General features: G+C 51.4%; 11 protein-coding genes. 9 read left to right on the forward strand and 2 right to left on the reverse strand.

Features of this window, described 5'->3' with window-relative positions; genetic code table 11:
• Nucleotides 1–89: 89 nt before the first annotated feature.
• From hflK (QMZ30_RS11545) to QMZ30_RS11575, 7 genes are read left to right on the forward strand one after another with little or no spacing between them, the layout of a single operon-like run.
• A complete protein-coding gene (hflK, locus tag QMZ30_RS11545; protein ID WP_283227479.1) occupies nt 90–1,976 on the forward strand; it encodes a protease modulator HflK in 1,887 nt (628 codons plus the stop codon).
• Between the two features lie 13 nt (nt 1,977–1,989).
• Nucleotides 1,990–2,994: a protease modulator HflC gene (gene hflC / locus QMZ30_RS11550; protein WP_283227480.1), complete on the forward strand. Its 1,005-nt coding sequence runs from the start codon at nt 1,990–1,992 to the stop codon at nt 2,992–2,994.
• Complete coding sequence (hflK, locus tag QMZ30_RS11555; RefSeq protein ID WP_283227481.1) at nt 2,991–4,076, forward strand: protease modulator HflK; 1,086 nt, start codon at nt 2,991–2,993, stop codon at nt 4,074–4,076. Before hflC ends, hflK (QMZ30_RS11555) begins: the two co-directional genes overlap by 4 nt.
• Complete coding sequence (locus QMZ30_RS11560; RefSeq protein ID WP_283227482.1) at nt 4,073–5,986, forward strand: heavy metal translocating P-type ATPase; 1,914 nt, start codon at nt 4,073–4,075, stop codon at nt 5,984–5,986. The genes hflK (QMZ30_RS11555) and QMZ30_RS11560 overlap by 4 nt, the downstream gene beginning before the upstream one ends.
• 57 nt (nt 5,987–6,043) lie before the next feature.
• Nucleotides 6,044–6,334, forward strand: coding sequence for a YicS family protein (locus QMZ30_RS11565; RefSeq protein ID WP_283227483.1), 291 nt, complete (start codon nt 6,044–6,046; stop codon nt 6,332–6,334).
• Between the two features lie 10 nt (nt 6,335–6,344).
• Complete coding sequence (locus QMZ30_RS11570) at nt 6,345–7,556, forward strand: OmpP1/FadL family transporter (protein WP_283227484.1); 1,212 nt, start codon at nt 6,345–6,347, stop codon at nt 7,554–7,556.
• 29 nt (nt 7,557–7,585) lie between these two features.
• On the forward strand, nt 7,586–8,389 hold the full coding sequence (locus QMZ30_RS11575) for a hypothetical protein (protein ID WP_283227485.1): 804 nt from the start codon (nt 7,586–7,588) through the stop codon (nt 8,387–8,389).
• A 100-nt stretch (nt 8,390–8,489) separates the two neighbouring features.
• On the opposite strand, the gene QMZ30_RS11580 is transcribed toward QMZ30_RS11575, so the two are convergent.
• Complete coding sequence (locus QMZ30_RS11580) at nt 8,490–18,065, reverse strand: autotransporter-associated beta strand repeat-containing protein (protein ID WP_283227486.1); 9,576 nt, start codon at nt 18,063–18,065, stop codon at nt 8,490–8,492.
• 522 nt (nt 18,066–18,587) lie between these two features.
• On the opposite strand from QMZ30_RS11580, the gene QMZ30_RS11585 reads away from it, so the two are divergent.
• A complete protein-coding gene (locus QMZ30_RS11585; protein ID WP_283227487.1) occupies nt 18,588–18,854 on the forward strand; it encodes a YdgH/BhsA/McbA-like domain containing protein in 267 nt (88 codons plus the stop codon).
• 63 nt (nt 18,855–18,917) lie between these two features.
• Here QMZ30_RS11585 and QMZ30_RS11590 read toward each other — a convergent pair whose 3' ends face one another.
• Nucleotides 18,918–19,940: a DUF481 domain-containing protein gene (locus QMZ30_RS11590; RefSeq protein WP_283227488.1), complete on the reverse strand. Its 1,023-nt coding sequence runs from the start codon at nt 19,938–19,940 to the stop codon at nt 18,918–18,920.
• Nucleotides 19,941–20,149: 209 nt separating this feature from the next.
• Between QMZ30_RS11590 and QMZ30_RS11595 the strand changes: the two genes are divergently transcribed.
• Nucleotides 20,150–20,935, forward strand: coding sequence for a MipA/OmpV family protein (locus QMZ30_RS11595; protein WP_283227489.1), 786 nt, complete (start codon nt 20,150–20,152; stop codon nt 20,933–20,935).
• The last annotated feature ends 227 nt before the right edge of the window (nt 20,936–21,162 follow it).

The following is a 21,162-nucleotide window of genomic DNA, read 5'->3' on the forward strand; positions in this document are numbered from 1 at the left end:
GTCCCTTTGAATACATAAAGCGCTGAGCGCCTTCTTTTCAATCACCTTCTGCTTCATTTTATCCTGGATGATCCTGTGGAGGTTTTATTGTGTCAATTTACAGTGACGAGAACAGTCACACGATTTTCGGCAGAATGCGCAACAGGCTGAGAGGGTATCGGGCCTGTTCCTTGATTTTGCTTATTCTGTCCTGCGCCCTGTATTATTATCTTCTCACGACAGATGGCTTTCAGGCATGGCGCATTTACTCCCGTACTCTGGTTGCCGTCCACCTGCTTATATTTGTCGTCATTGAAAACGTCCAACTGAATCTGTCTCCTTCGGCCGGGCAGGTACCTTCACGATCATATGAAAATGAAAAACTGTTTAAAAGATGCTGGGGAAGGTTAAGGACTTCAGGGGTAAGAAACTCGGTCAAGTATTTGTATCAACATACTTTGACCTCTCTGCTTTCGGTTCTTGCCATTTATCTGGTAATTGAAAATTTCAATACTGAAAGTGCATTGCCCCCGATTACAGTCGGATTAATACCCATTGTATGCGTACTGGTCATCATCTGTTTTTCAGTGCTTGTTATTGAACGCATGCTCAGTTTTAAGTCGATTCGTCAATGGCCCTGTCATTCAATGGTCACTGGCTTAACGCGAGTGCTGTTAAGCATACTCCTGCTCATGACGGTGGCATTAGCTCTCAACAATTACATTCCCACGGCCTCGCTTTGGGTCGTGTATATTGCGTGCGGCATTATATTTTTGATTGCAGTAGAATTCATCTTTCATTCAGTCGCGCATATCTTCATCCTGCCCCGCGAAGGATGGTCCGCGCCGTTCCTTTGCAGAAGCATGGTCGCTGAGTGTTATCACTGGCCACTTCATCCCCTTCTTTTAATCCGGAAAAAAATCTATCAGCACTTTGGTGTTGATATTGGAAAGATCCAGGCATTTGCATTAATGGCGAGAATTTTCACCCCCGTATTACTTGGGATCGTTTTCGTGGGGTGGTTAATCAGCGGACTTCATCAAATTCCTCTTTCTCAGCGAGGGGTATACGAACGATTTGGACAGCCTGTTAATGTCTTGCTCCCGGGTATACACATTGGTTTGCCATGGCCCTTCGGGCGGGTACGTCCAGTCGATTATGGCGCGGTTTATGAGTTGCAGTTAAGTGATGAGCGACCGTCGTCTAACTCCTCTGCACCTCCGGTTCAGGACCGTATTGAGGGGCCAGCTCCGCAGGACAGTTGGCGATTGTGGGACAACACGCACTCCACCGATCAGGCTCAGGTTATCGCCAGTTCCATCGGGGATAAACAGAGTTTTCAGATAGTGAATATGGACATCCGAATAATCTGGCGGGTTGGCCTGCAAGATGCTGATGCCATGAATAGCCTGTATCACGCTGATGATTTGCCCACGACGATCCAGCGAGTCGCCCGGCAGGTCCTCACGCAATATTTTGCTCATCAGCAGCTGGATGTCTTACTGAATGAACAACGCGCAGGTATGTCTGTAGCGCTGAATAATGAAATTAAGCAACGCCTGAGAAACCTCAATTTAGGTGTAGAGCTTCTCTTCACTCGCATCGAGTCTATTCATCCGCCTGCTGGGGCAGCCAATGCCTATCATGGTGTGCAGGCCGCCCAGATAGCAGCAAATGCGCTGATTGCGCGAGAAAAAGGCTACGCAGCTGCGCTTGCCAATGACTCCCAGCGCGTTGCACTGACTGCCATCAATACATCTCAGGCGTTTTCACATGAACAACAGGCTCTGGCAAATAATGCGTTGACCCGTTACAGCGCTGAACATGATTCGTGGGAGATCAATCCGCAAGCATTTATTAATGAAAGGCGTTACCAGATTCTCAGCAAAGCACTGTCGCATACTCCGCTGCTTATTCTTGATGATGAAATTTCGGCGCACCATGCGCCCATCCTTGACTTAAGACAGTTCTGGCAGACATCTGAAAGTAATAAATAAAGGGCGGCGCATAATGAAGATCCGGACAATTTCATCACCCGTTGAGCCAAATAAGGTCGGGATGATGAATCAGAACCCCAATGGCAGTTCGCGTCAGACGAAAGGTGGATGGAAGCGATATTTCGTCGCCGCAATGCTGATTATTTTGACTCTGCTTATCGCGTGCCTGGTACAGGTTCCTGCGGGCAGCGCCACCATCATTACGCGCTTTGGCAGCCCCGTCAGGGTTATTTTAGATCCTGGACTGGCGTGGCGCCTGCCCGCTCCGTTCGAAACTCCGATGGAAGTTGATTTGCGCAGTCGTTCTACTTCCAGTGGGCTTCAGGATGTGGGAACCCGTGATGGCTTAAGGATTATTGTTCAGGCGTGGGCCATCTGGAAAGTCGATCCTGATGAGGCACATGTTCTGCGTTTCATTCGGGCGGTTCAGAATCAACCTGAAGAAGCGGCACGGCAGATTCGTACCTTCATCGGCTCTTCTCTGGAAACCAGTACCAGTAATTACGCGTTGTCCGACATCGTGAATACTGATGCGAAAAAAGTAAAAATTCCTCAGCTTGAACAGCAAATAAAGGTTCAGCTCAAGGAGCAATTATTAAAAAGTTACGGCGTTGAACTTGTCGATGTGGGGATCGAGCGACTGACCTTACCGGCGGTCACTCTGAACGCGACGGTTGACCGGATGCGTGCTGAGCGCGAAACAATAGCGACGGAACGCACCGCAGAAGGGAAAAGGATGGCAGCAGAAATCCATTCAAAAGCCGACAGGGATGCGCGCGTGCTTGAAGCAGATGCTTCCGTCAAGGCTGCAACCATTACGGCTCAGGCGCAGCGTGACTCTGCCGCCATTTATGCTAAGGCATATTCACTGGATCCACAGCTGTACAATCTGCTTCGTTCACTTGATACGTTGAGTGATGTCGTAAACAAAAGTACGCGAATTGTACTCAGTACCAACGCTGCACCATTTAAAGCGCTGGTGCAGCAGCCCACTGATGCGGAGCACCCCGCACAATGAGAAGCCAATCTGCTGGTTATTCCCCGTGGGGACAATCTTATCGTATCGCCTTTTACGGCTTGTATGCCGCGACGCTTTTGGCTGCTCTGGTGTGGATCTTTTCAAGCTTTCATCAGATCCCCCCTGATAGTCAGGCGGTTGTTCTGCGCTTTGGTAATCCGGTTGCGGTTGAACATTCCGGAGTCCTGTTCGCCTGGCCCAACCCGGTAGACCGGGTTGAGGTGATCCCCGGACCTGCCCGCATTCTTCAGCATGATGTGCTGCCCTTGCAGCGCAGCCAGCAATTGAAACTCCTCTCTCCCGATCAGTATGACTCTGATGCAGGCGCGGGCGCCGGCTATCTTCTGACCGGTGACGCAGGTGTTGTTCAGTTAAATATGCAGATTTTTTATCGCATCAGCGATCCGCTCCGATTCGTCTTACAGCGGCCGCACATCGCTGCGTTGATTGACCGCCTGGCCCAGCATGCTGCTACCCTTGTCAGTGCCAGCCGCGATTTGGACACTATTCTGGTTGCCCGACCGGAATCGGTCCAGAACGATAGTGACTCCGCACAAGCACGCTCAAAATTGCGCTACGATCTAAAGCTAAAGATTCAGCAAGATCTCGAACAGTTGAACGAAAGTGGTAACGCGCCGGGTATTGAGATTGAACGTGTTGATATCGCGTCTTCATTACCCTTTGATGCGGTTCCCGCCTTTGACTCCGTGCTGACTGCCAGCCAGCAAGCAGAACAGAATATTGCGCAGGCACAGAACGAAGCAACACTTCGGCTACAGCAGGCCCAGCAACAAGCCGACCGGTTACTACAGCAGGCGGACGCGACGAGCAGTGAAGTGCGCGCTCAGGCAGAAGTCTCAACGCAAACCATTACAAAACTTGCGCAGGCGCGTGCTGACGGTTCAGCCGTTGGCCTGCTGCCAAGGCTGTGGCGGGAGAAAATTACCCGCATCCTTTCATCTGCTGGGCAGGTTATTACGGTGACGCCAGGTGACAGTAGCCAGTTGCTGTTACAGGGCCCTGCGCCTGACGACGCCTCACCACCTGCCTCTTCTCAGAAAATTTACGGGAGCTTCCCATGAGCCACCAGTGTAGCCATGGCCATATCCATCCCAACTTCAGCCAGGGATTGTTAACACCTGAAGAAAGACGCCGTATGGCCATCCAGCTGACGCTGGCAATGACCACTGTGGGCCTTATTCTGTTGAGTCTGCTGTGGCGGACGTTATCCCCGGCTCAATCTGCTATAAGCGATCTGCTGGCCGGTGTCGCGTGGTTAATTGTGGCTGTTCCTGTGTTTCGCGCGGGCTGGCACAGCCTGCGACATCCAGACCTGCATGGTGTAACCGATTTGTTGATCGTGCTGGCGATGCTCGGTGCCTGGGCGCTGGGGGATTTAATTACTGCCGCACTGCTTCCCGTCTTGATGATTTTTGGCCATATCCTTGAAGAACGAAGCGTTATGGGAACGCGTCAGGCGATTGCGGGCTTAACCAAATTAACGCGCAGTCGCACCCGGCGTTTGCTCAGTGATGGTACGTTTGAAAATGTTGACAGCTTATCGCTGGTGGTTGGCGATACAGTTGAAATTCGGGCCGGCGACAGCGTCCCAGCTGACGGCAAAATAGTCAGTGGCAATGCCAGCCTGGACGTGGCTTCTATCACCGGAGAATCCGTCCCGCAGGAGGCTGGGCCGGGCAGTCTGGTTTTTGGCGGTGCCATAAACCTTAACGGCCTGCTGCGAATGGAAGTGACTCATACCGGTGCACAATCCACTCTAGGAAAAGTGATTGCGCTGATGAAAGATGCCGAACAGGCAAAACCACCCATCACGCGGTTGCTGGAGCGGTACGCCTCGCATTATTTAATTCTGGTTCTGCTTATCGCCGCCAGCACCTGGTTTTTAACCTACGACAGCCAGGCCATGTTAGCCGTTTTAGTGGCCGCCTGCCCTTGCGCACTGGTGCTGTCCGCCCCTGCCACCGCCATGGCCGGCATCGCGGTGGCCGCCCGCCACGGCATCCTGATACGCAATGCCGCTTTTCTGGAAGAGTTAGCGGATGTTGACGCCCTCATCATCGATAAAACCGGCACGTTGACGCAGGGACGCCTGCACGTCGTGGATTCCCTTCTGGTCTCTGGTGTGGTTTATCAGGACGTGCTGGCACTCGCTGCGGCGTTGGGTGCAACCAGCAGCCACCCGGTCAGTCACGCTCTGGCGGAGTACGTTAAAAAGGAACATCAGCCTGCACTGAGCAACGTTGAAGAAAAGCAGGGGTTGGGTGTGGTGGCCGAAACGCAGTCAGGCATCGCGTTAATGGGGCGCGCAGACCTGTTTGCCGCATACTCCGTTCCACTCATTCCCGCACCGGATCATGATGGTCCAATTGTCGGGCTGGCACATAACGGCCAGTTTCTGGGCTGGCTGCTTCTGGCAGATACTCTCCGGCCCGAAGCGGCAGAAGCACTTAAATCACTGGAAACGCTGGGTATTGAAAGGCGGTTGTTGCTAACGGGTGATCGGCTCTCTGCCGCCAATCAGGTTGCTCAAACACTTCATATCAATGAAGTCATCGCGCAGGCCCTGCCCTCGACAAAGCTGCATGAAGTGCAAAAAGCAGTTAACGCAGGTTGGCGTCCGCTGGTCGTTGGCGATGGCATAAACGATGCGCTTGCGCTTAAGGCTGGAGCAGTGGGTATGGCGATGGGTGCAAATGGCGCTGATATTGCGATGGTGTCTGCTGACATTGTTCTGACAGGAAGCGACCTCAGAAGATTACCCACGGCGATAAGGCTGAGCCGCAAATGCCGCAGGACTTTGCTGGTCAATGTCTTCATCGGTCTGGGGTGGACGCTGTTGATTGTTTCTGCGGCGGCACTGGGATTACTGGGTGGGGCCGGCGCGCTGATTGCCGCCCTCTTACATAACCTGAGCACCTTAATGGTCCTGGCAAACACCGGCCGTCTGCTTCAGTTTGATGAAACTAAATGACCATGCAGTCGTTTCGGTTGAAAAGAACAAATTTAAATCAATAGATTGGGAGTATGAATGAAAATACTTATCTTAACGACACTGATAGTTTCCTCGATGTCTGCACTGGCATCACCTTACGACAATCTGGCCCATGCCCTAAATGAACAGGTGATGATCAAAGATTTGCGAACGCATTGTGATATTCCCCCAACTGTTCCCGACGAAAAAGTGAAATCCGTCTTCCTCAACAGCCAGATTAACCATCAGTCGCTCAGCGCCGCGGGTAGCGCATTAAAGGACGGGCGTCACGACCAATATCAGACATCGATTGAGAGTATTCGCTGCCCAACCTTTGTAAAACAATGAGGCTACCTTCATGGATAAAAGCGGACAGAAATCGCTGTTACGTGCTTTCACCGTCGCGAGTTTGGTCTACGCAAGCCAGGCGCACAGTAGCGGGTTGTATTTATATGAAATAGCCACGGAGGACACGGGTCTGGCGGGTGCGGGACAAGCGGCACGAGCTCAGGATGCCTCAACATTGATGACCAACCCGGCGGGGATGACGCGTTTGCCGGATAACATGATAACCGGTGGAATACAGGCGCTCTATGGGGATACACCCTATCGACTGGATGATGATGCCGGTTATCAGGGCAAGAGCCCCGGTAATACCATCGGCTGGTTCCCTGGCGCTAGCCTGTTCTACCATCATCGCCTGACTGATGACCTCTCGGCAGGTATCGGCCTGTATGGCAATTACGGACTGGGACTCGATTTTGGGGAATGGGCGGGCGACCGGCTGATAAAGAAAAGTACCTTAGTCGGAATGACACTCAGCCCTGCCCTGGCGTGGAAAATTAATCCTCGTTTGTCCTGGGGAGTGGGCTTAGGCATCAACTATGGCTATCTGTCATTAACGCGCAATGTCGGTGGCCAGGATGAAAAAGCCACCGATCATGACTGGGCGCTTAACTTCCGTACTGGCCTGCTGTTTGATATCACAGATAAGACACGTGTTGGCCTGAATTACACCAGCAAAACGGAGTACCATTTCAGTATTGATGGTAAAGCGCGTTTCCCTCAGTTACCTAATGTTGAATATACCCTACCGCTGTCTGCGCAGATCAACACACCGGATCAACTGATGCTGAGTCTGGTGCATGATTTTAACCCGCAATGGTCGGTCATGGGGGATCTTGGCTGGCAGAACTGGAGCCAGTATGGCGGCAATCAGATTTACGTGTCAGGAGATGCGATAGATCGAGATAACCGTCTGAAGGATACCTGGCACACAGCCTTAGGCGTTCAGTTCCGGCCAGACGATCGCTGGCGTCTGAATACCGGGGTCGCATACGACAGCAGCTTCTACCAAAATCAAAATGATGCCTCAATGACGATGCCCTCAGGACAGGCATGGCGCTTTGGTGTCGGCGCGCAATACCAGGTTACATCGTCAAGTAACGTGGGCGCGGCGTTTGAATATCTGAAAATGGACTCTTCTGGCGTGGCTTCACCGCTGCTGAAAGGTACTTATCATAATCCGGACATCTATTTCTTTAGCATGAATTACAGCTACACATTTTAATCAAAAATTTATAGCCTTCTGGGGGTTATATGAAATTACTTGCTTCAGGCATTATTTTCACCCTTCTCAGTTTGACGTGTAGTGCTGCACTTGCGGCGGCAACAGATGATGCCAGAGGAGATCATAAACTCGATGATGATCCAACGAAAATCACCACCAAGGCGGGGGTGTCTTGGTCGGACACCTATGACATGGATGACAGTAACGTCTCGTTTTCCGGTTCGATTGCGCTCGACAAGGCCAAGAAGCTCAATGCCCGCATCAACAGTGATGCCAGTGAGTGGCGTATTGGCGGATCATGGCTGTTTCCCGTGGGAATAGTGAATTTTAACTTTGGGAAAAATGAATATACCAATGGCGCCACGCAGACAAATTATTCTGTCGGCACTTTCATTCCCCTCAGTTACTTTGGCTTTGCCCCGGGAGGGTTCCAGATTTTCCCCATGGCTGGCTATACCTACAACACCGGGGAAGTCCGCGATTGTCAGCGTGACGATAAAGGTGCCTGTATCTCACCGCAATTCGCCGAAAACCTGTCACCCGAATCCAATTTTGAAACCATCACGACATCAGGGAGCAGTGGATACCTTGGCGCGTTTACGCTGAAACCACTGACGCCGGATTTAACGATGATTGCTTTTGCGGCAGGTTCGTACGGTTCAAAGAATGATGAGGGTGAGAACTATCATGGTTATTTTGGTGGGATCGGCCTGGGTTATTCAATTGATAAGCATAATTCGATCAATGTGATGACATTTATTATGGACAATAATACTTACCTTGATTCTCCTGATAACCGCTTTGTCCTTTCCTATAAATATCAGTTTAATTAACGTGCAAAGCATGACGTTTAAGCGTTGTGAAAAATCAGATATTCAACGTCTGTTCTGCACCCAAGCCCTGATAAAGAGGCTGGGTGCAGCGCTTCATTCCTCAAAACCGCATCTTCACGCCAACGGTTGCTGAGATGTTTGCTTCAACCTGTGTATCGCCCCCGCTGCTCCAGGCCCTGCCTATCTCAGAATAGGCCTGAACTTTTTGACTGACTGCCCAGGTTGCCCCCACGGCAGCTTCCGTCATGCTGTACTGCTGGTCGGCAGTGATGGTGGTGGTACCCGCATTATTCGCGGTATTGGCAAATTTAACCTTATCCTGACCATTGCTGAGCATTGTCCAGTAATTAACACGTAAGTAAGGTTTTACCTGACCATACCCGGTGTCGTAATCGGCCGTCAGTCTTGCACCAATGCGGCTTATCAGCGATCCATCCGGATTCACATCGACACGCGTTTGCGAGGCACCCTCAAGCGTAACGCTGTCAAAATCGCTGTACTGATAGATCAACTGCGCCTGCGGTTCTATCTTCCAGGTGCTGTCTCCCAGTTGCCATGGCCTGCCGATTTCTACAGACGCCGCGAAGGAGTTACCGTCCGGGTGCACCGTCTCCCGATTGCGGCCGTTTTTAAGATCAACGGCGTGATAGCCATACTGCAGCACGTTATCGACATAGAGTCCGCTTTCATCGGTCCAGGTGGCATAGCCACCGATATAGGTCGAGAACGTCGAATTATAGGCGAGGCTGTCTGTGTCGCCATTTCTGCCGGATATGGACGTATCGTTATCGAGGAATGTGCCATAGATACCGGCTCGCCACTGGGCATCCTGATACAGGTCCCCCCCTACCTGCATACCGTTGTAATTGGATGAAGTACGGCTTTGCAGCGGATCGTTGATGTGCTGATCAACGGACTTAACCAGATATCGCATCCAGAAACGACTCTGCTGATCCTCAGCAACGTCCGCGCGCCAGGGTTGCTCATCCCCAACACGCTGATGCAGCGTACCCAACACCGCTAAGTCAGCCTGACGGATAATGGCGCCGAGCGTATCGAAGCCGGGAACGTCGGGTCGATATCCCGCACGCAGGAACCAGTCCTCCCCTGCACCCTCAGCATTACCCGCAAACAGCTGGTATTGGTATGCGCCTGATAACAGAACATCAGCACCTATGGTAAAGGCATCTTTGGTCGTCTGGGCGGTAGTAGTCCCCCCGTTCAGGGCTTCGACCACCATGATGCCATCACCCTCTGTAGGCTCGCCTAGCTGGCTGACGTCAATGTCTAACAGCGTGCGCCCACTCGCCGTTCCCCCATCAATAACCAGCCTGTCGGCAACCCCCGGGCTGTGTTGCTGTGCTGCAATTTTCAGTGTGCCGTCACTACCCACGTAATTGCCGGTGACGGTGAGCGTTGACCCCACATCCCCACCCCGCAAATTGACGGTGCCCTGATTCAGCAGGCTGGCGACACGTTGGTTGTATCCGCCGGTATCCAGGGTGGCATTCTGGCTCACCACATGTGTCGATGCGGCGCTGAACGTATTTTCAGCAGCTGCCTGCAACGTGCCCTGCTCCACGAACGTCAGGCCACTCCAGCTGTTCGCACCCGCCAGTCGGGCAACACCGGTTCCTTGCTGCCACACCTCGCCTGTACCCGAAATGTCGCCTGGCAGCGTGAAGGTATCACTACGATCCAGCACCAGCGTGCCCTGGTTATCAATATTACCCGCCAGATTGCCACTGCTGCCGCCATTACCCAGTTGCAAAACCCCTTCACGGATATGGGTAGTTCCCTGATAAACGTTATCGCCCGACAGGGTCAGCGTGCCGCCTCCGCGCTTGGTTAACTCACCCTCACCCGAGATGACGTTGGTCAGGCCGGCATTGAATGCCTGGGTATCAATCGTACCGCCACCCTCAATAAGCGTGACGCGTCGGTCGCTGTTGAAACCCTGGGTGTAACGAAGAGTCCCGCCAGCCAGGGTAATGCCACCTTCGCTGGCGCCTGAATTTGTGTCCTCAGATACCTGCACGGCTCCCGCGCTGATCACGGTCCCGCCGCTGTAATGGTTATTGCCATTAAGCTGTAGCGTGCCGAGATCGGTTTTATGCAGCGCACCGCTGCCGACCAACGAGGCGTTTATCGTCGCGAGATAATTCGCTCCCGACGAGGTGCCGTCACCAACACGGATCTGCGTGTCGCCTGCCGCCAGGGTCAGGGCATCCCCGTTCAGGGTGTAACCGTCGGTCGTAAACTGCGCGCCTGTTATGCCCACATCACCCAGAGAATTGTCGAGAGTGACATTACCTGCCTCACCGCCAAACACCGCGAAGGAGGCATTACTGTAAGGTGAGTTATAACGGCCTGCAGGCGACGTCGTGTCAGTGGTCCAGTTGTCATTGCCGCTGCCGTTTTGCCAGACGCCGTCGCCGCCTTCAATAATGCCGTTGTCCTTCATCTCGCCTGCGTTGCCGCCTGTTCCATCCCAAAACCGCAGCTCTGCCCCGGCGTGGTTGACGAGGTTGACCTGACCTGCGATGGACGTCTGTACATAGAGATCAGCAGCAGCTTGCGGTGCTGCTCCAATCACCAGCTGGTTATTGGTCAGCGCCCCGCTGTAGTTCAGAACACGGTAAACACCGACATCAAAAGTCCCTCCATTGCTCTGGGTGATATTGAGCTGGCCATTCAGGTTCAGATCGCCATTAACATTGATTAAATCGTTGTAGGTTCCGCCAGTGGTGTAGGCTTCGCCAAACTGGTAATCCAGCTGCGAACCTTCGTTGAGCGTCAGCGCCCCCATGGTCAAGGTCCCGACGCTGCCAATGCCAGACCCTGCGGCCAGCCGACCACCGTTATCCACGGTTACGCTGCCGCCGATAGTGCCGTTACCACCAAGGGTTGCGCCGTTGTTGACCGTGGTTTGCCCTATGGCTGGCGATTGATCACCATTGATGAGCAGCGTGCCTTGCGATATCTGCGTTGTGCCGCTGTATGTATTATTGCCGGTCAGCGTCAGGGCACCGATACCGGTCTTGACCAGGCTACCGCCGTTGCCGCTGATGATCCCACTGATGGTGTCGTCGTGTCCCACATTACCTTCAAGCAGCGTGGCCGAGCCTAAAACAACATTACCCTCCCCCGAAAGCGATCCAATGCTGGTTTGTGCATCGGCTGCGCTGATATCCACCACACCACCACTGGCGTTGCTGATGGTGGCGTTCTCTGCCATAGCGGCATCGGCAACGACGGTCTGACCACTGTTGTTGATCAGGGCACTACCCGCATTGGCACTGTTGCTTAGCAGCAGGAATGAGGAGGCGTCGGTGTTGATGGTGGCACTGCCGCCGTTGCTGCTATCAGCCAGCTGCATCCGACCGCCACTGGTGAGGTTGAACAGATGTGCCTCGGCCAGCGACGCGTTGTTGAAATTGAGCTGTGCCTGATCGGTGACATTGATGGTGCTGTCCGTTCTGCCTAATGCACCCGTGATATTGGCATCAACGATCAATTGCCCGTTGCCTGATTTGCCTTGGATAACGGTGTTGCCCTGATAGGGGTTGGCCTGATTCAGTGCCAGCGTGCCGGTTGCCGACCCCGCAGACGTGTCTACAACGGCTAAATCCCCGTCTCCCGCAATAACAGAATCCACCATCAACGTATGCCCGTAGGCATCGAGTGTGCCGCCACCGGTGGTATCGAGGAAGACATTGCGGTTCAGGGAGAAATCAGCACCGGCTTGCAGTGCACCCGTATTTTTCAACGTTAAACTGGTCGCGGGTGCGCCCAGACTGGCGTTATCAGAAACCTGTAATGCCCCTCCCCACACCTCAATCCCCGCCGAGAAATCATTGACGCCGTTAAGGATTAATCTGCCCGCATCGGTTTTCAGCAAGCGTATGCGGTTGGTGTCGAGCGCATCCTGTCGCAGGCTGGCGTTAATGGTTGTGGTGACGTCACTACCGCTCGCGCCATCACCCACACGGATCACGTAGAAGGTGTCAGCGACAGATTCTCCCTGAGCCTGATAAGTGTTTGTCGGCACGGGCACGCTTTCGGGGAATGACTCGGTGACGGTGCTGATGTAGTTAAGTGCGGAGGCGGGATTGAGCTGGTTCAAAACATAGTTATCGGCTGTAAACTGCATACCGGAATTCACGACGCGACCATTGATATTGCTGATCTGAACTTCACCGCCAGTGCCCTGGAATATCGCAAAGGCCGTCTGAGACCAGGGGGCATTACCGACGCCACTGGCCTGCGTCCAGTTGTTGGTGTCACCGGCGATATTGGCTTTCCATATCCCATTCCCGCCATCTACCTGACCATTACCTGTCGTCCCATCGCCGTGATTTGCCGTGTCTTCGCCATCCCAGAACTGCAGTTCACTGGCGGGGTCAACAAAATTCAGAATGAGGTTTACCTGGTTGGCAATATTGGTCTGAATCGCATAGGTGCCGCCGTCGTTGGGTGGCAGACTGTTGATCTCCAGCGTATTGTTGACCAGCGAGCCAGCATAGTTAAACAGGCGATAGACACCCGGCAGGAAGCTGCCACCAGGAGTGAGTGCCACATCCAGCAAACCATCCAGCACTAAATTGCCTTTCACATTCACAAAGTCGTTCAGGCTGCCACCTGGTGTGTAGGCTTCCCCCAGTGAAAACTGACTGTTTGTCGTGGCGTTCAGATTCAGATTGCCATTGATGGTCAGTGTACCGGTGCCGTTATCGCCGGGCGTCAGTACGGTATCATTAGCGAAGGTGACATCCCCTCCGATGGTGCCGTTGCCCCCCAACGCAGAGAAAGCGGCAACATTGGTCACCCCTGTCGCAGCAGACTGATCGCCGTTAATCAGTAACGTGCCCAGGTTTACCGTCGTGCTGCCTGCCCAGCTGTTATTACCGCCAAGTCGCGTAAGCCCCGAACCGAGTTGTTGAAAGTCACCACTCCCCGAAATGACGCCGTTCAGCGTCACCTCATCGCTGCGGTTAATCGTCAGCAACCCGTTATCAATGATAGGGGTGCTGGTTGAGAGCCCACCCACGGTGCCGCCATTACCCAGTGACAATTCACTCCCTTCAATCAGGGTCGTACCGGTATAACTGTTATTACCCAGTAACACCGTACTGCCACCACCTGTGCGCGTCATACCGCCGCTGCCGCTGATAACGCCGCTGTATTGCTGGTCTTGACTGCCATCGAAAATCAACTGGCTGCCGCTACTGGAGGTCGCGACATCATAGTTGCGTATCGAGGCGGCCCCTGCGGTGTTGACGTTGTTGCCGCTGCGCAGGATGGCGCCATTATTGACGTTGATATCCGGCGTGCCTGATAACGCCAGATCATCGAGTACCCTGATATCTGCCGCATTGAGCGTCATGCTGCTCCAGCCACTGCCAATATTGGTGCCTTTGCTGAGATCATCCGCAGCAAAGGAACCGACAGTAGCTGCAGAGGTGCCGTTGAATGACAGCGTACTGCCACTGCCGCCTTCGCTCAGAATATGGCGCGTGGATGCCAGAGAGACGTTACCGAGGGTGGCGCTGTCGCCGCCATCGCCCCCGCTGAAATTGACCGCACCCGCAAAGGTTCCACTGTTCCAGTTAAACTGATCGCTGCCGCTGCCAAGGGTAATTTCACCCTGTGTACTGCCCCCATTGAGCGTGACATTATCTGCCCCGCTGCCGGTAAGGATCGCCAGCGCATTGCTGTTCGCAGCCTGAAGCGTACCGATGTTGGTGAGCGTGGTGTTGCCACTGCCTGATGCATCAATGACCGTCGCGTTACTGCTGGCTGCACTGATGTTACCCGTGTTGGAAACCGTGCGGTTCGCGGCGCTGCCATTGATGAGAATGAGAGGGTTGGCGTTAGTGGTACCCGTGCTGCTGATTGAGCCGCTGTTACTGAACTGACTGGCATTTTCCGCCAGGATGGTGCTCCCTGTATTACTACTGGTGTTAATCTGCCCGCTGTTGCTGACGCTGCTGGCATTTGTCGCTGCAATCGCTGCACCGGCACTGCTGCCCATAGTGATGTTGGCACCTGAGCTCACACTACCATCCGTGTTCCCCAAGATTCCTATGCTGCCTGCTCCGCTACCATTAATGGTATAACCATTGCTAATCGTGAGATCGCCCGAAGTCGCCGCGCCATTGCTGTCTTCGAACGCAAATCCCTGACCGCTGCCACTGACGTTCAGTACATTGCCACTCCCCTGCGCGTTAAAGGTCACGGCGGTGCGGATGGCCGGTCCATCGGAGGCATTAATGGTGACGTTGTTGAGATTAATATTGGCGGTATTAGCATTGTTATTAATGCCAGCCCCGCTGTCTGCGATATCAATGGTGGTATTGCTGGCCGTGAAGCTACTGGCCCCATTATCCATCCGCACGCCATCTGCGCCGCCAGATGCGGTTATCTGATTCGCATCACCGTTCACGGTTAAAGCGGCACCACTGCCGGTGAGCTGAACGGCCGCCAGACCGCCATTGGCGCTCACGCTGCCTAATCGATCGACAACTGCGCCTGCGCCCTGTACCCGTATCCCGACATTCCCACTGTTCAGGGCGCCACCCACACTGATGGCATTATTGTTGGTGAGTACGCCAATGTTCTCAATATCGACGCCGATGTTGTCATTTCCCAGTACGCTGACGGGCGCGTTAACCGTGGCGCTACCCCCATCGTGCAGCCAGATCCCTTTACCGCCACTGCCATTTAAATTGATGCCGTTTACACCATTTAAAACCAGGTTACCCGCATGTGAGATGTCGTAGCCAATAATGCCGGTCTGGCTGGAAGTGGTGGTGGTAGACGCCGTGGATGTGACGTTGGTCAGTCGCTGATCACTGTCCAGCGTACCGTCAATATTGTAGTTTCGGCCATCAATTCGCACGGCGGTTGAATTATCATGGCCAAGCACAATACCGCCGTCACTGATGGTGCCCACTGCGCCGCCTGAAACCAGCACGCCTACCGCGTTATTACCGTTGACATTAATGGTGGCCGGCCCGGTAATGAGCGAACTGGCAATATCATCAGACTCATCAGCCGTACCGCCATCATCCACGCCGTTAGCAATAACACCAATCGCACTGTCACCACTGACGGTGAGCTGATAAGCGCTGCCGCTTCCGTTATCGCCATTGAACACTGCACCATTATCAACGGCAAACAACACGGAATTTGCCTGGCCATTGTCGTTGATGATGGCGTTACTGATATTGATTTTTGCCAGATTACCCCAGGCGTAATAACCGATCTGATGATCGTTTTCGAACGTCAGCGATGCCGAGTTGCCGATATCAATTTGTGCATTGCCACGTGCGTGCACACCAATAGCACCTGCTGACAGTAAACGGATAGTAGCCTGAAGATCGACTCTCGCTGCCTGATTGTTGAGTCCCTCAGCATAGACGGCATAGTTTCGGTATGTGTACACATTATCGTCAGAACCACCGGTGTCTCCTGCACTTCCCACGGTGATACTGCTGCTTGCCGATGAGGTGACATTCGCAGCGGCATTTTGCGCCTGCAGATAAATGGCCACGTTGTTGTCACCATCAACGAAAATGTCCCCGTTATTAGTGACGCTCCCCTGGTTATCGACCACATACAGACCATAGTTACTTGCCGCTGCGCCGTTGACCAGTTTGCCCAGTACGTTGATGGAACCGTTGTTTACCAGTGAACCAGTTGCACCATTGGTGAAAATACCCACGGCATTACGCGTGCTGTCACCAATGAATATATTGCCCTCGTTGAGAACATTCCCACTGCTGGTGGAATAAATACCGGCGCTCAGCGCACTGCCGCCGGTTAAAGGGACAGAAGCTGGCGTGCTCGAATCAGTGACCGGCGCATATCCTAGATAGATTGTCCCCTGATTGAGCACACTAGCGGCCTGCTCAGCATAGATGCCATAGCCTGCTGCCCGCCCTGCGCTGTTTCGGCTGTTATCGGTGAGGACTATGGTTCCATTACTGGTGTTGGTCGCACTACTGGTGCCTGATACCGTCATACCCCGGGCGTTAGCCGTTGTGCTGTCGGTAATGGCAATGTTGATATGACCATTGTTGGTGAGGGTACTTTGTCCAAGGCCCTGCATTGCGATGCTACCGGCATTGCTGACGTTCTGATTGGTACCGTCCTTTTCTAAAAACAATCCGGCATTGAGGGTGCCATTGTTCACCGCCGTGGCGTTCGTTACCTGCATCCCGATGGAGGTCGGGCTGGCGTTGTCACCTCGCCAGTGATTAATGGCTCCATCGTTGGTGAGTACTGCCCCCGTATCGCCGCGCATCACTGCGCTTGCGCCATCTACAGCAAGTGAGCCCGTGCTACTCACTGTGCCTGAGGCATTGTTTCCAGTCGCATAGATGACGTTCAAATCTCCCACAGGTAACGTCGCATTATTGCTGTGGGCAGCGTCGTTATCCCAGACGTGATAAGTGAGATTTATCGACGTCTGCTGCTGTTGATTCAGTAAGCCTGTGATAATGGCGTTGTAAACTGACTGGGCCTCTGGAGCGGAGTCAATTACCTGACCGTTCACCGAAGCGCCGGCAGTGAGCCAGTACTGAACTTGCGGTTTTCCTGCGTAAGCATTTTGACCAATCAGGTAATCATTAACTTCTGCGATATCTGCTGAAGAAGTAAAGTTGAAGGTTTTTGAGCCCGCCTGGATGACCCGCTGTCCGACCTGGACATAGTTGGGGATGGTCAGAGTGTAATCGTACTGTGCACTCTGTGCCGATATACTCTGAGTGTCATTCGATAATACCGAGGCAGGCCGGAAATGGATCAGATTATCGGACAACCAGTTCACCTGACTGGCAGCGGTTCCAGTCCCCTCTGCTTTAGCAAGAACGCTGTTTTTAGCCAGCAAGTCTAAAGTGTTTGCAGGCGCCGAAATCGGGGTTGTACCAGCCGTATCATCTCCCACATTGATATTCGCCGTTCCGCCTGAAGAGGCCACTGAAACAATGCCAAAATTATTATAAATCCGGAAGGAGGCTGGATCGTAAACCGCGAGCATCAGGTTGCTGACGGGCGTGTCGCCAGCCGAAACAAAGGTGGTGGAGTCATAAACGTTGATGACCTGATAGCTGCCTTCCAGACCCGGGATCTCAACGTTTAGCTCCTGGTTTTGCTGAGGATTGGCGGGTGACGGAGAGTAGGTGAACTGATTGATATTTTCGGCAGTAATGGGCGTGACGTTCCCCTGTGCATCGGTCGCGGTGATAACCGTGATCCTGTCAGCATCGTTGCCTCCGCCCCCGGGTAGAGCGTCGAAGACACTGACACTGGTTGAAGTCCCGTTACTCCCCGTTGCGAAGGTTGGCAGGGGGCCAAGAATGTTGAGCGTTGTGCCCGGAGCAAAGTGTTGGGGTAGTGACTCACTATCGATTGAAAAGGCTGTCCCAGTGTTGAGTACTGAATCGTAGTTAATGCCCTGATTATCTGGAAAACTGTAGCTCGGATAGGCATCTGCCCATTGGACGTCATCCGCATGTACTGACCCGGCTAAAAAAAAGGCCATGACCAGTGCAGTTAATCTTATAGAGCGGTTTATTCTGTTAGTCGAACCGTGATGTCTTTTTGTGATCTCGGATACTGGAACAAAAACGCCCCGCGACGCACTCCAGATAAGCCTATAAACAAAGTTCATAAACGCACCCGCCCCGTAAGTTATCAACCTGTTGTTTTTAAAGGATTGCTAAAGTTACATTCTGTACCAAGTCATAATAAAAAACTTACAATCAACATTAGTTCAAATATGAAAAGTAGTAGGTAAAATATTTGTTTTGCTTTCAGGCGTAAGATTAACCATCCGAATAACGTTGCAGCCAGGCACAAGTGCTGACTTTCATTTGCTCACTTATTCACGGGATCAAGTCATCAAGCATTTGTCAGGGAGTGAACCAGTAATTTAAAGAGTAGATAATGCCCAATAGTACATAACCGAATGTAAATCAAATAACGCATGCAATAATCAAGATGAAGATCTGACTTTTTTTTAATTTTCACTAACTTTCAATTGGTTAGCACAAATAACAAAATGTTTGATTGATATTTTCTGAGGTTAAATAAATACTTATGTTGCTTCTGGTAACATTCTATTCTCAGCCATGATGGCTGAATTCATGACTGAGTGACTATGTTGTTAACTTTAACAATTCGGAGTGTATAAATGAAAAATGTGATGATGAAAGCAATGATTCTGGCGGGAACTGTCTTCGTAACGACCAGCGTATTCGCGGCACAGGAAATAAGTAAAGAAGAAGCCAAAAACTACACTGAAGTTGCCACTGTTTCTACATCTGGCACATTTACCGATCCAAAAGATGCTAAAGATGAGCTCTCGAAACTGGCAGATGAAAAAGGGGGTAAATATTACGTCATTACCTCTGCAAGGGTCGAAGGTAAGGTTCAGGGTACGGCGACCGTCTACAAGTGATTTTCGAACTGCCAGTCCTGGGGACTGGCAGTAATCAATTAGCGATGTGATCTTATTTTTCTTTTATTTCCAGGTCATGCCTAAACCTGTTGAAAATATACGTTCATCCAGAGTATCCCGTGTCCCTTTCACGATATTTCGGTGATATCCAATATGAAACGTTGACCAGGATGTCAGTGCATATCTTAGCCCTAATTCAGCGTCAACAGATATTACACCGTCATTATCCAGAGAGTGTCCGGTTTCACCATTGCTATACAGAGTGACGCTTTTATCCATGAGGTATCGCTGGTAATCCCAGTGTATGGTCGCACCCAAATGGCTGTCACGCCGGTCATCGCTGTAACCATAACTGAAGGCTCCACCTAACAGCGATATCGAGAAAGCGCCCGTATCATCATCCCACAGCTGGTAGCCAGGGCCGGTACCAATAAGTAGTTGGCGGGACAAATCTTCCACCCAGTCACGTTTATAACTTAACCGCGACTGCCAGAAATACTGCTCTTCAAACAGGTAATCGATAGCATAGCGGAAGCTGTAATTATCTGTATTAACATTGCTTTCCTCGACTTCGCGATTGTATGTCGCGGAGATATCGTGCCTCCACTTTTCTTTCTTTAACTTGGTATTCAGTGAAAGGTTATAGTCATCTGTGCTGGTAGACGAATTTTTCAGATTCACGCCTGCATCTATATTTCCTGTCCAGTCCCATTGATCTGTTCGTACTTCAGACTGCATGAACTCATCGATTCGTTTAACAGAGACGATTTCTTTTTTTTCACTGGTTTTTATTACCACATACCCAGCGTTATAGGGAGTAAAGTAAACGGGGTAGTTTTCTTGTGTTTTATTATTTCTAATCAAAATCGGTGATTCTGTCTGCATGGTACTGACAGATTTCCATTTTACTTTCAAAACGCCGGCGTAGTCTGTCTTTAACTCAAGTATCCCATCACTCAGGGATTCGACCGTTCCGCTCAACCGGTCTCCATTAGTAAGCCAGACTGTGTCAGCCTGTACAATACAGGGTAAAGCTAAAAATAAAATAAATGAGTAGGCAAAAAATTTAATTACGGTTGTTCTCATCTTAGATTTTCCGTCGAAAATTATTAGTGGCGAAAAACTCATGAATTCCTGTCATCGTCAGTTTTTCTAAAACCACCCCCTGCTTGTAAGCGTAAGTATAGTAGACTTAAATCATCATGACTGACCATGCAACCTGAACAAACTTGAATTTCTTGTGGTTTATGAATTGCAGATGGTTAAGCCAGATTCAAGGACATAAGGTGAAGACAATGCGATATCACATTTACTTAATCACCCCATTATTATTTTGTTTTTATTCCAATGCAGAACCTGATTTAAGCTCACTGGGTTTAATCTCTGAGGATCGCCCTGACAGTCCAATTCCTAAAGGATTTATCGTTGGAGGTGCGGCGATATCTTCCCAGGCAAGATATCATGAAAGCAGTAATGATAATCTGGTCGTTCCTGGTGCACTCTATTTTGGTGATAATCTGATGTTTCTCGGAGACAGGGCACGTTACTACTTTAATAAAAATGACGATGTTGCATATTTTGGATATGGACGATACCGTTTTTCAAATCTTAATCCTTCAGACGATGGATTCCATGGTATGCACAAACGTAAAGGCGAACTGGAAGGCGGTGTGGGGTTAACCTGGATTACAAATTATGCGCTTCTGACAACACGAATCGTTACTGATATATCAGGCCAGAGTAACGGGCAGGAATTGCTGGTTTGGGCTGACTTCCCGGTCATTAGGGATAAATTTCTGTTTATGCCTGGGCTAGGGGTTGTAATCAGAAGTGAAAAATTAGCAAACTATTATTTCGGTGGTGTTTCCTCCTCTGAATCATCTCCCGAACGCGCGGCTTGGAATGCAGGCACCACCCTTTCGCCGATGGCTTCAGTTGTCACCAGTTATCGTTTTAATCAGCACTGGATTGGTCTGATCGCAGCCAACTATGAATATTACGATAAAGGGATCGCGAATAGCCCGCTGGTTCAACATAATGGTGAGTGGCTGTTTATTACCGGGATTGGTTACTCCTGGTAGTTAATATTAATCGAGATTTATTTATATACTTATGACTTCGTATCGAGTTTGGTGAACTTCATCTGGAATAATGATCACTTCTCAATATTATAATTTTGTGTAATAAATTTATTAGACGCTTTAACCCCTTCCCCTGCCAGTGATAACGTTACGGTCAAGATCCTAACTTCATATGATTGTCTATATAAGGCCAGACAAACACACAAAACCCTTGTATCATGCGGATC

The organism is Pantoea sp. EA-12, from assembly GCF_030053355.1.
Lineage (GTDB): Bacteria > Pseudomonadota > Gammaproteobacteria > Enterobacterales > Enterobacteriaceae > Pantoea > Pantoea vagans_C.

What these genes read in the sequence shown, in the direction of transcription:
- QMZ30_RS11595 (WP_283227489.1), top strand. Translation starts at nt 20,150, where the DNA reads ATGCGATATCACATTTACTTAATCACCCCATTATTATTTTGTTTTTAT.
- QMZ30_RS11560 (WP_283227482.1), top strand. Translation starts at nt 4,073, where the DNA reads ATGAGCCACCAGTGTAGCCATGGCCATATCCATCCCAACTTCAGCCAG.
- hflK (WP_283227481.1), top strand. Translation starts at nt 2,991, where the DNA reads ATGAGAAGCCAATCTGCTGGTTATTCCCCGTGGGGACAATCTTATCGT.
- QMZ30_RS11570 (WP_283227484.1), top strand. Translation starts at nt 6,345, where the DNA reads ATGGATAAAAGCGGACAGAAATCGCTGTTACGTGCTTTCACCGTCGCG.
- QMZ30_RS11575 (WP_283227485.1), top strand. Translation starts at nt 7,586, where the DNA reads ATGAAATTACTTGCTTCAGGCATTATTTTCACCCTTCTCAGTTTGACG.
- QMZ30_RS11590 (WP_283227488.1), bottom strand. Translation starts at nt 19,940, where the DNA reads ATGAGAACAACCGTAATTAAATTTTTTGCCTACTCATTTATTTTATTT.
- hflC (WP_283227480.1), top strand. Translation starts at nt 1,990, where the DNA reads ATGAAGATCCGGACAATTTCATCACCCGTTGAGCCAAATAAGGTCGGG.
- QMZ30_RS11580 (WP_283227486.1), bottom strand. Translation starts at nt 18,065, where the DNA reads ATGAACTTTGTTTATAGGCTTATCTGGAGTGCGTCGCGGGGCGTTTTT.
- QMZ30_RS11565 (WP_283227483.1), top strand. Translation starts at nt 6,044, where the DNA reads ATGAAAATACTTATCTTAACGACACTGATAGTTTCCTCGATGTCTGCA.
- QMZ30_RS11585 (WP_283227487.1), top strand. Translation starts at nt 18,588, where the DNA reads ATGAAAAATGTGATGATGAAAGCAATGATTCTGGCGGGAACTGTCTTC.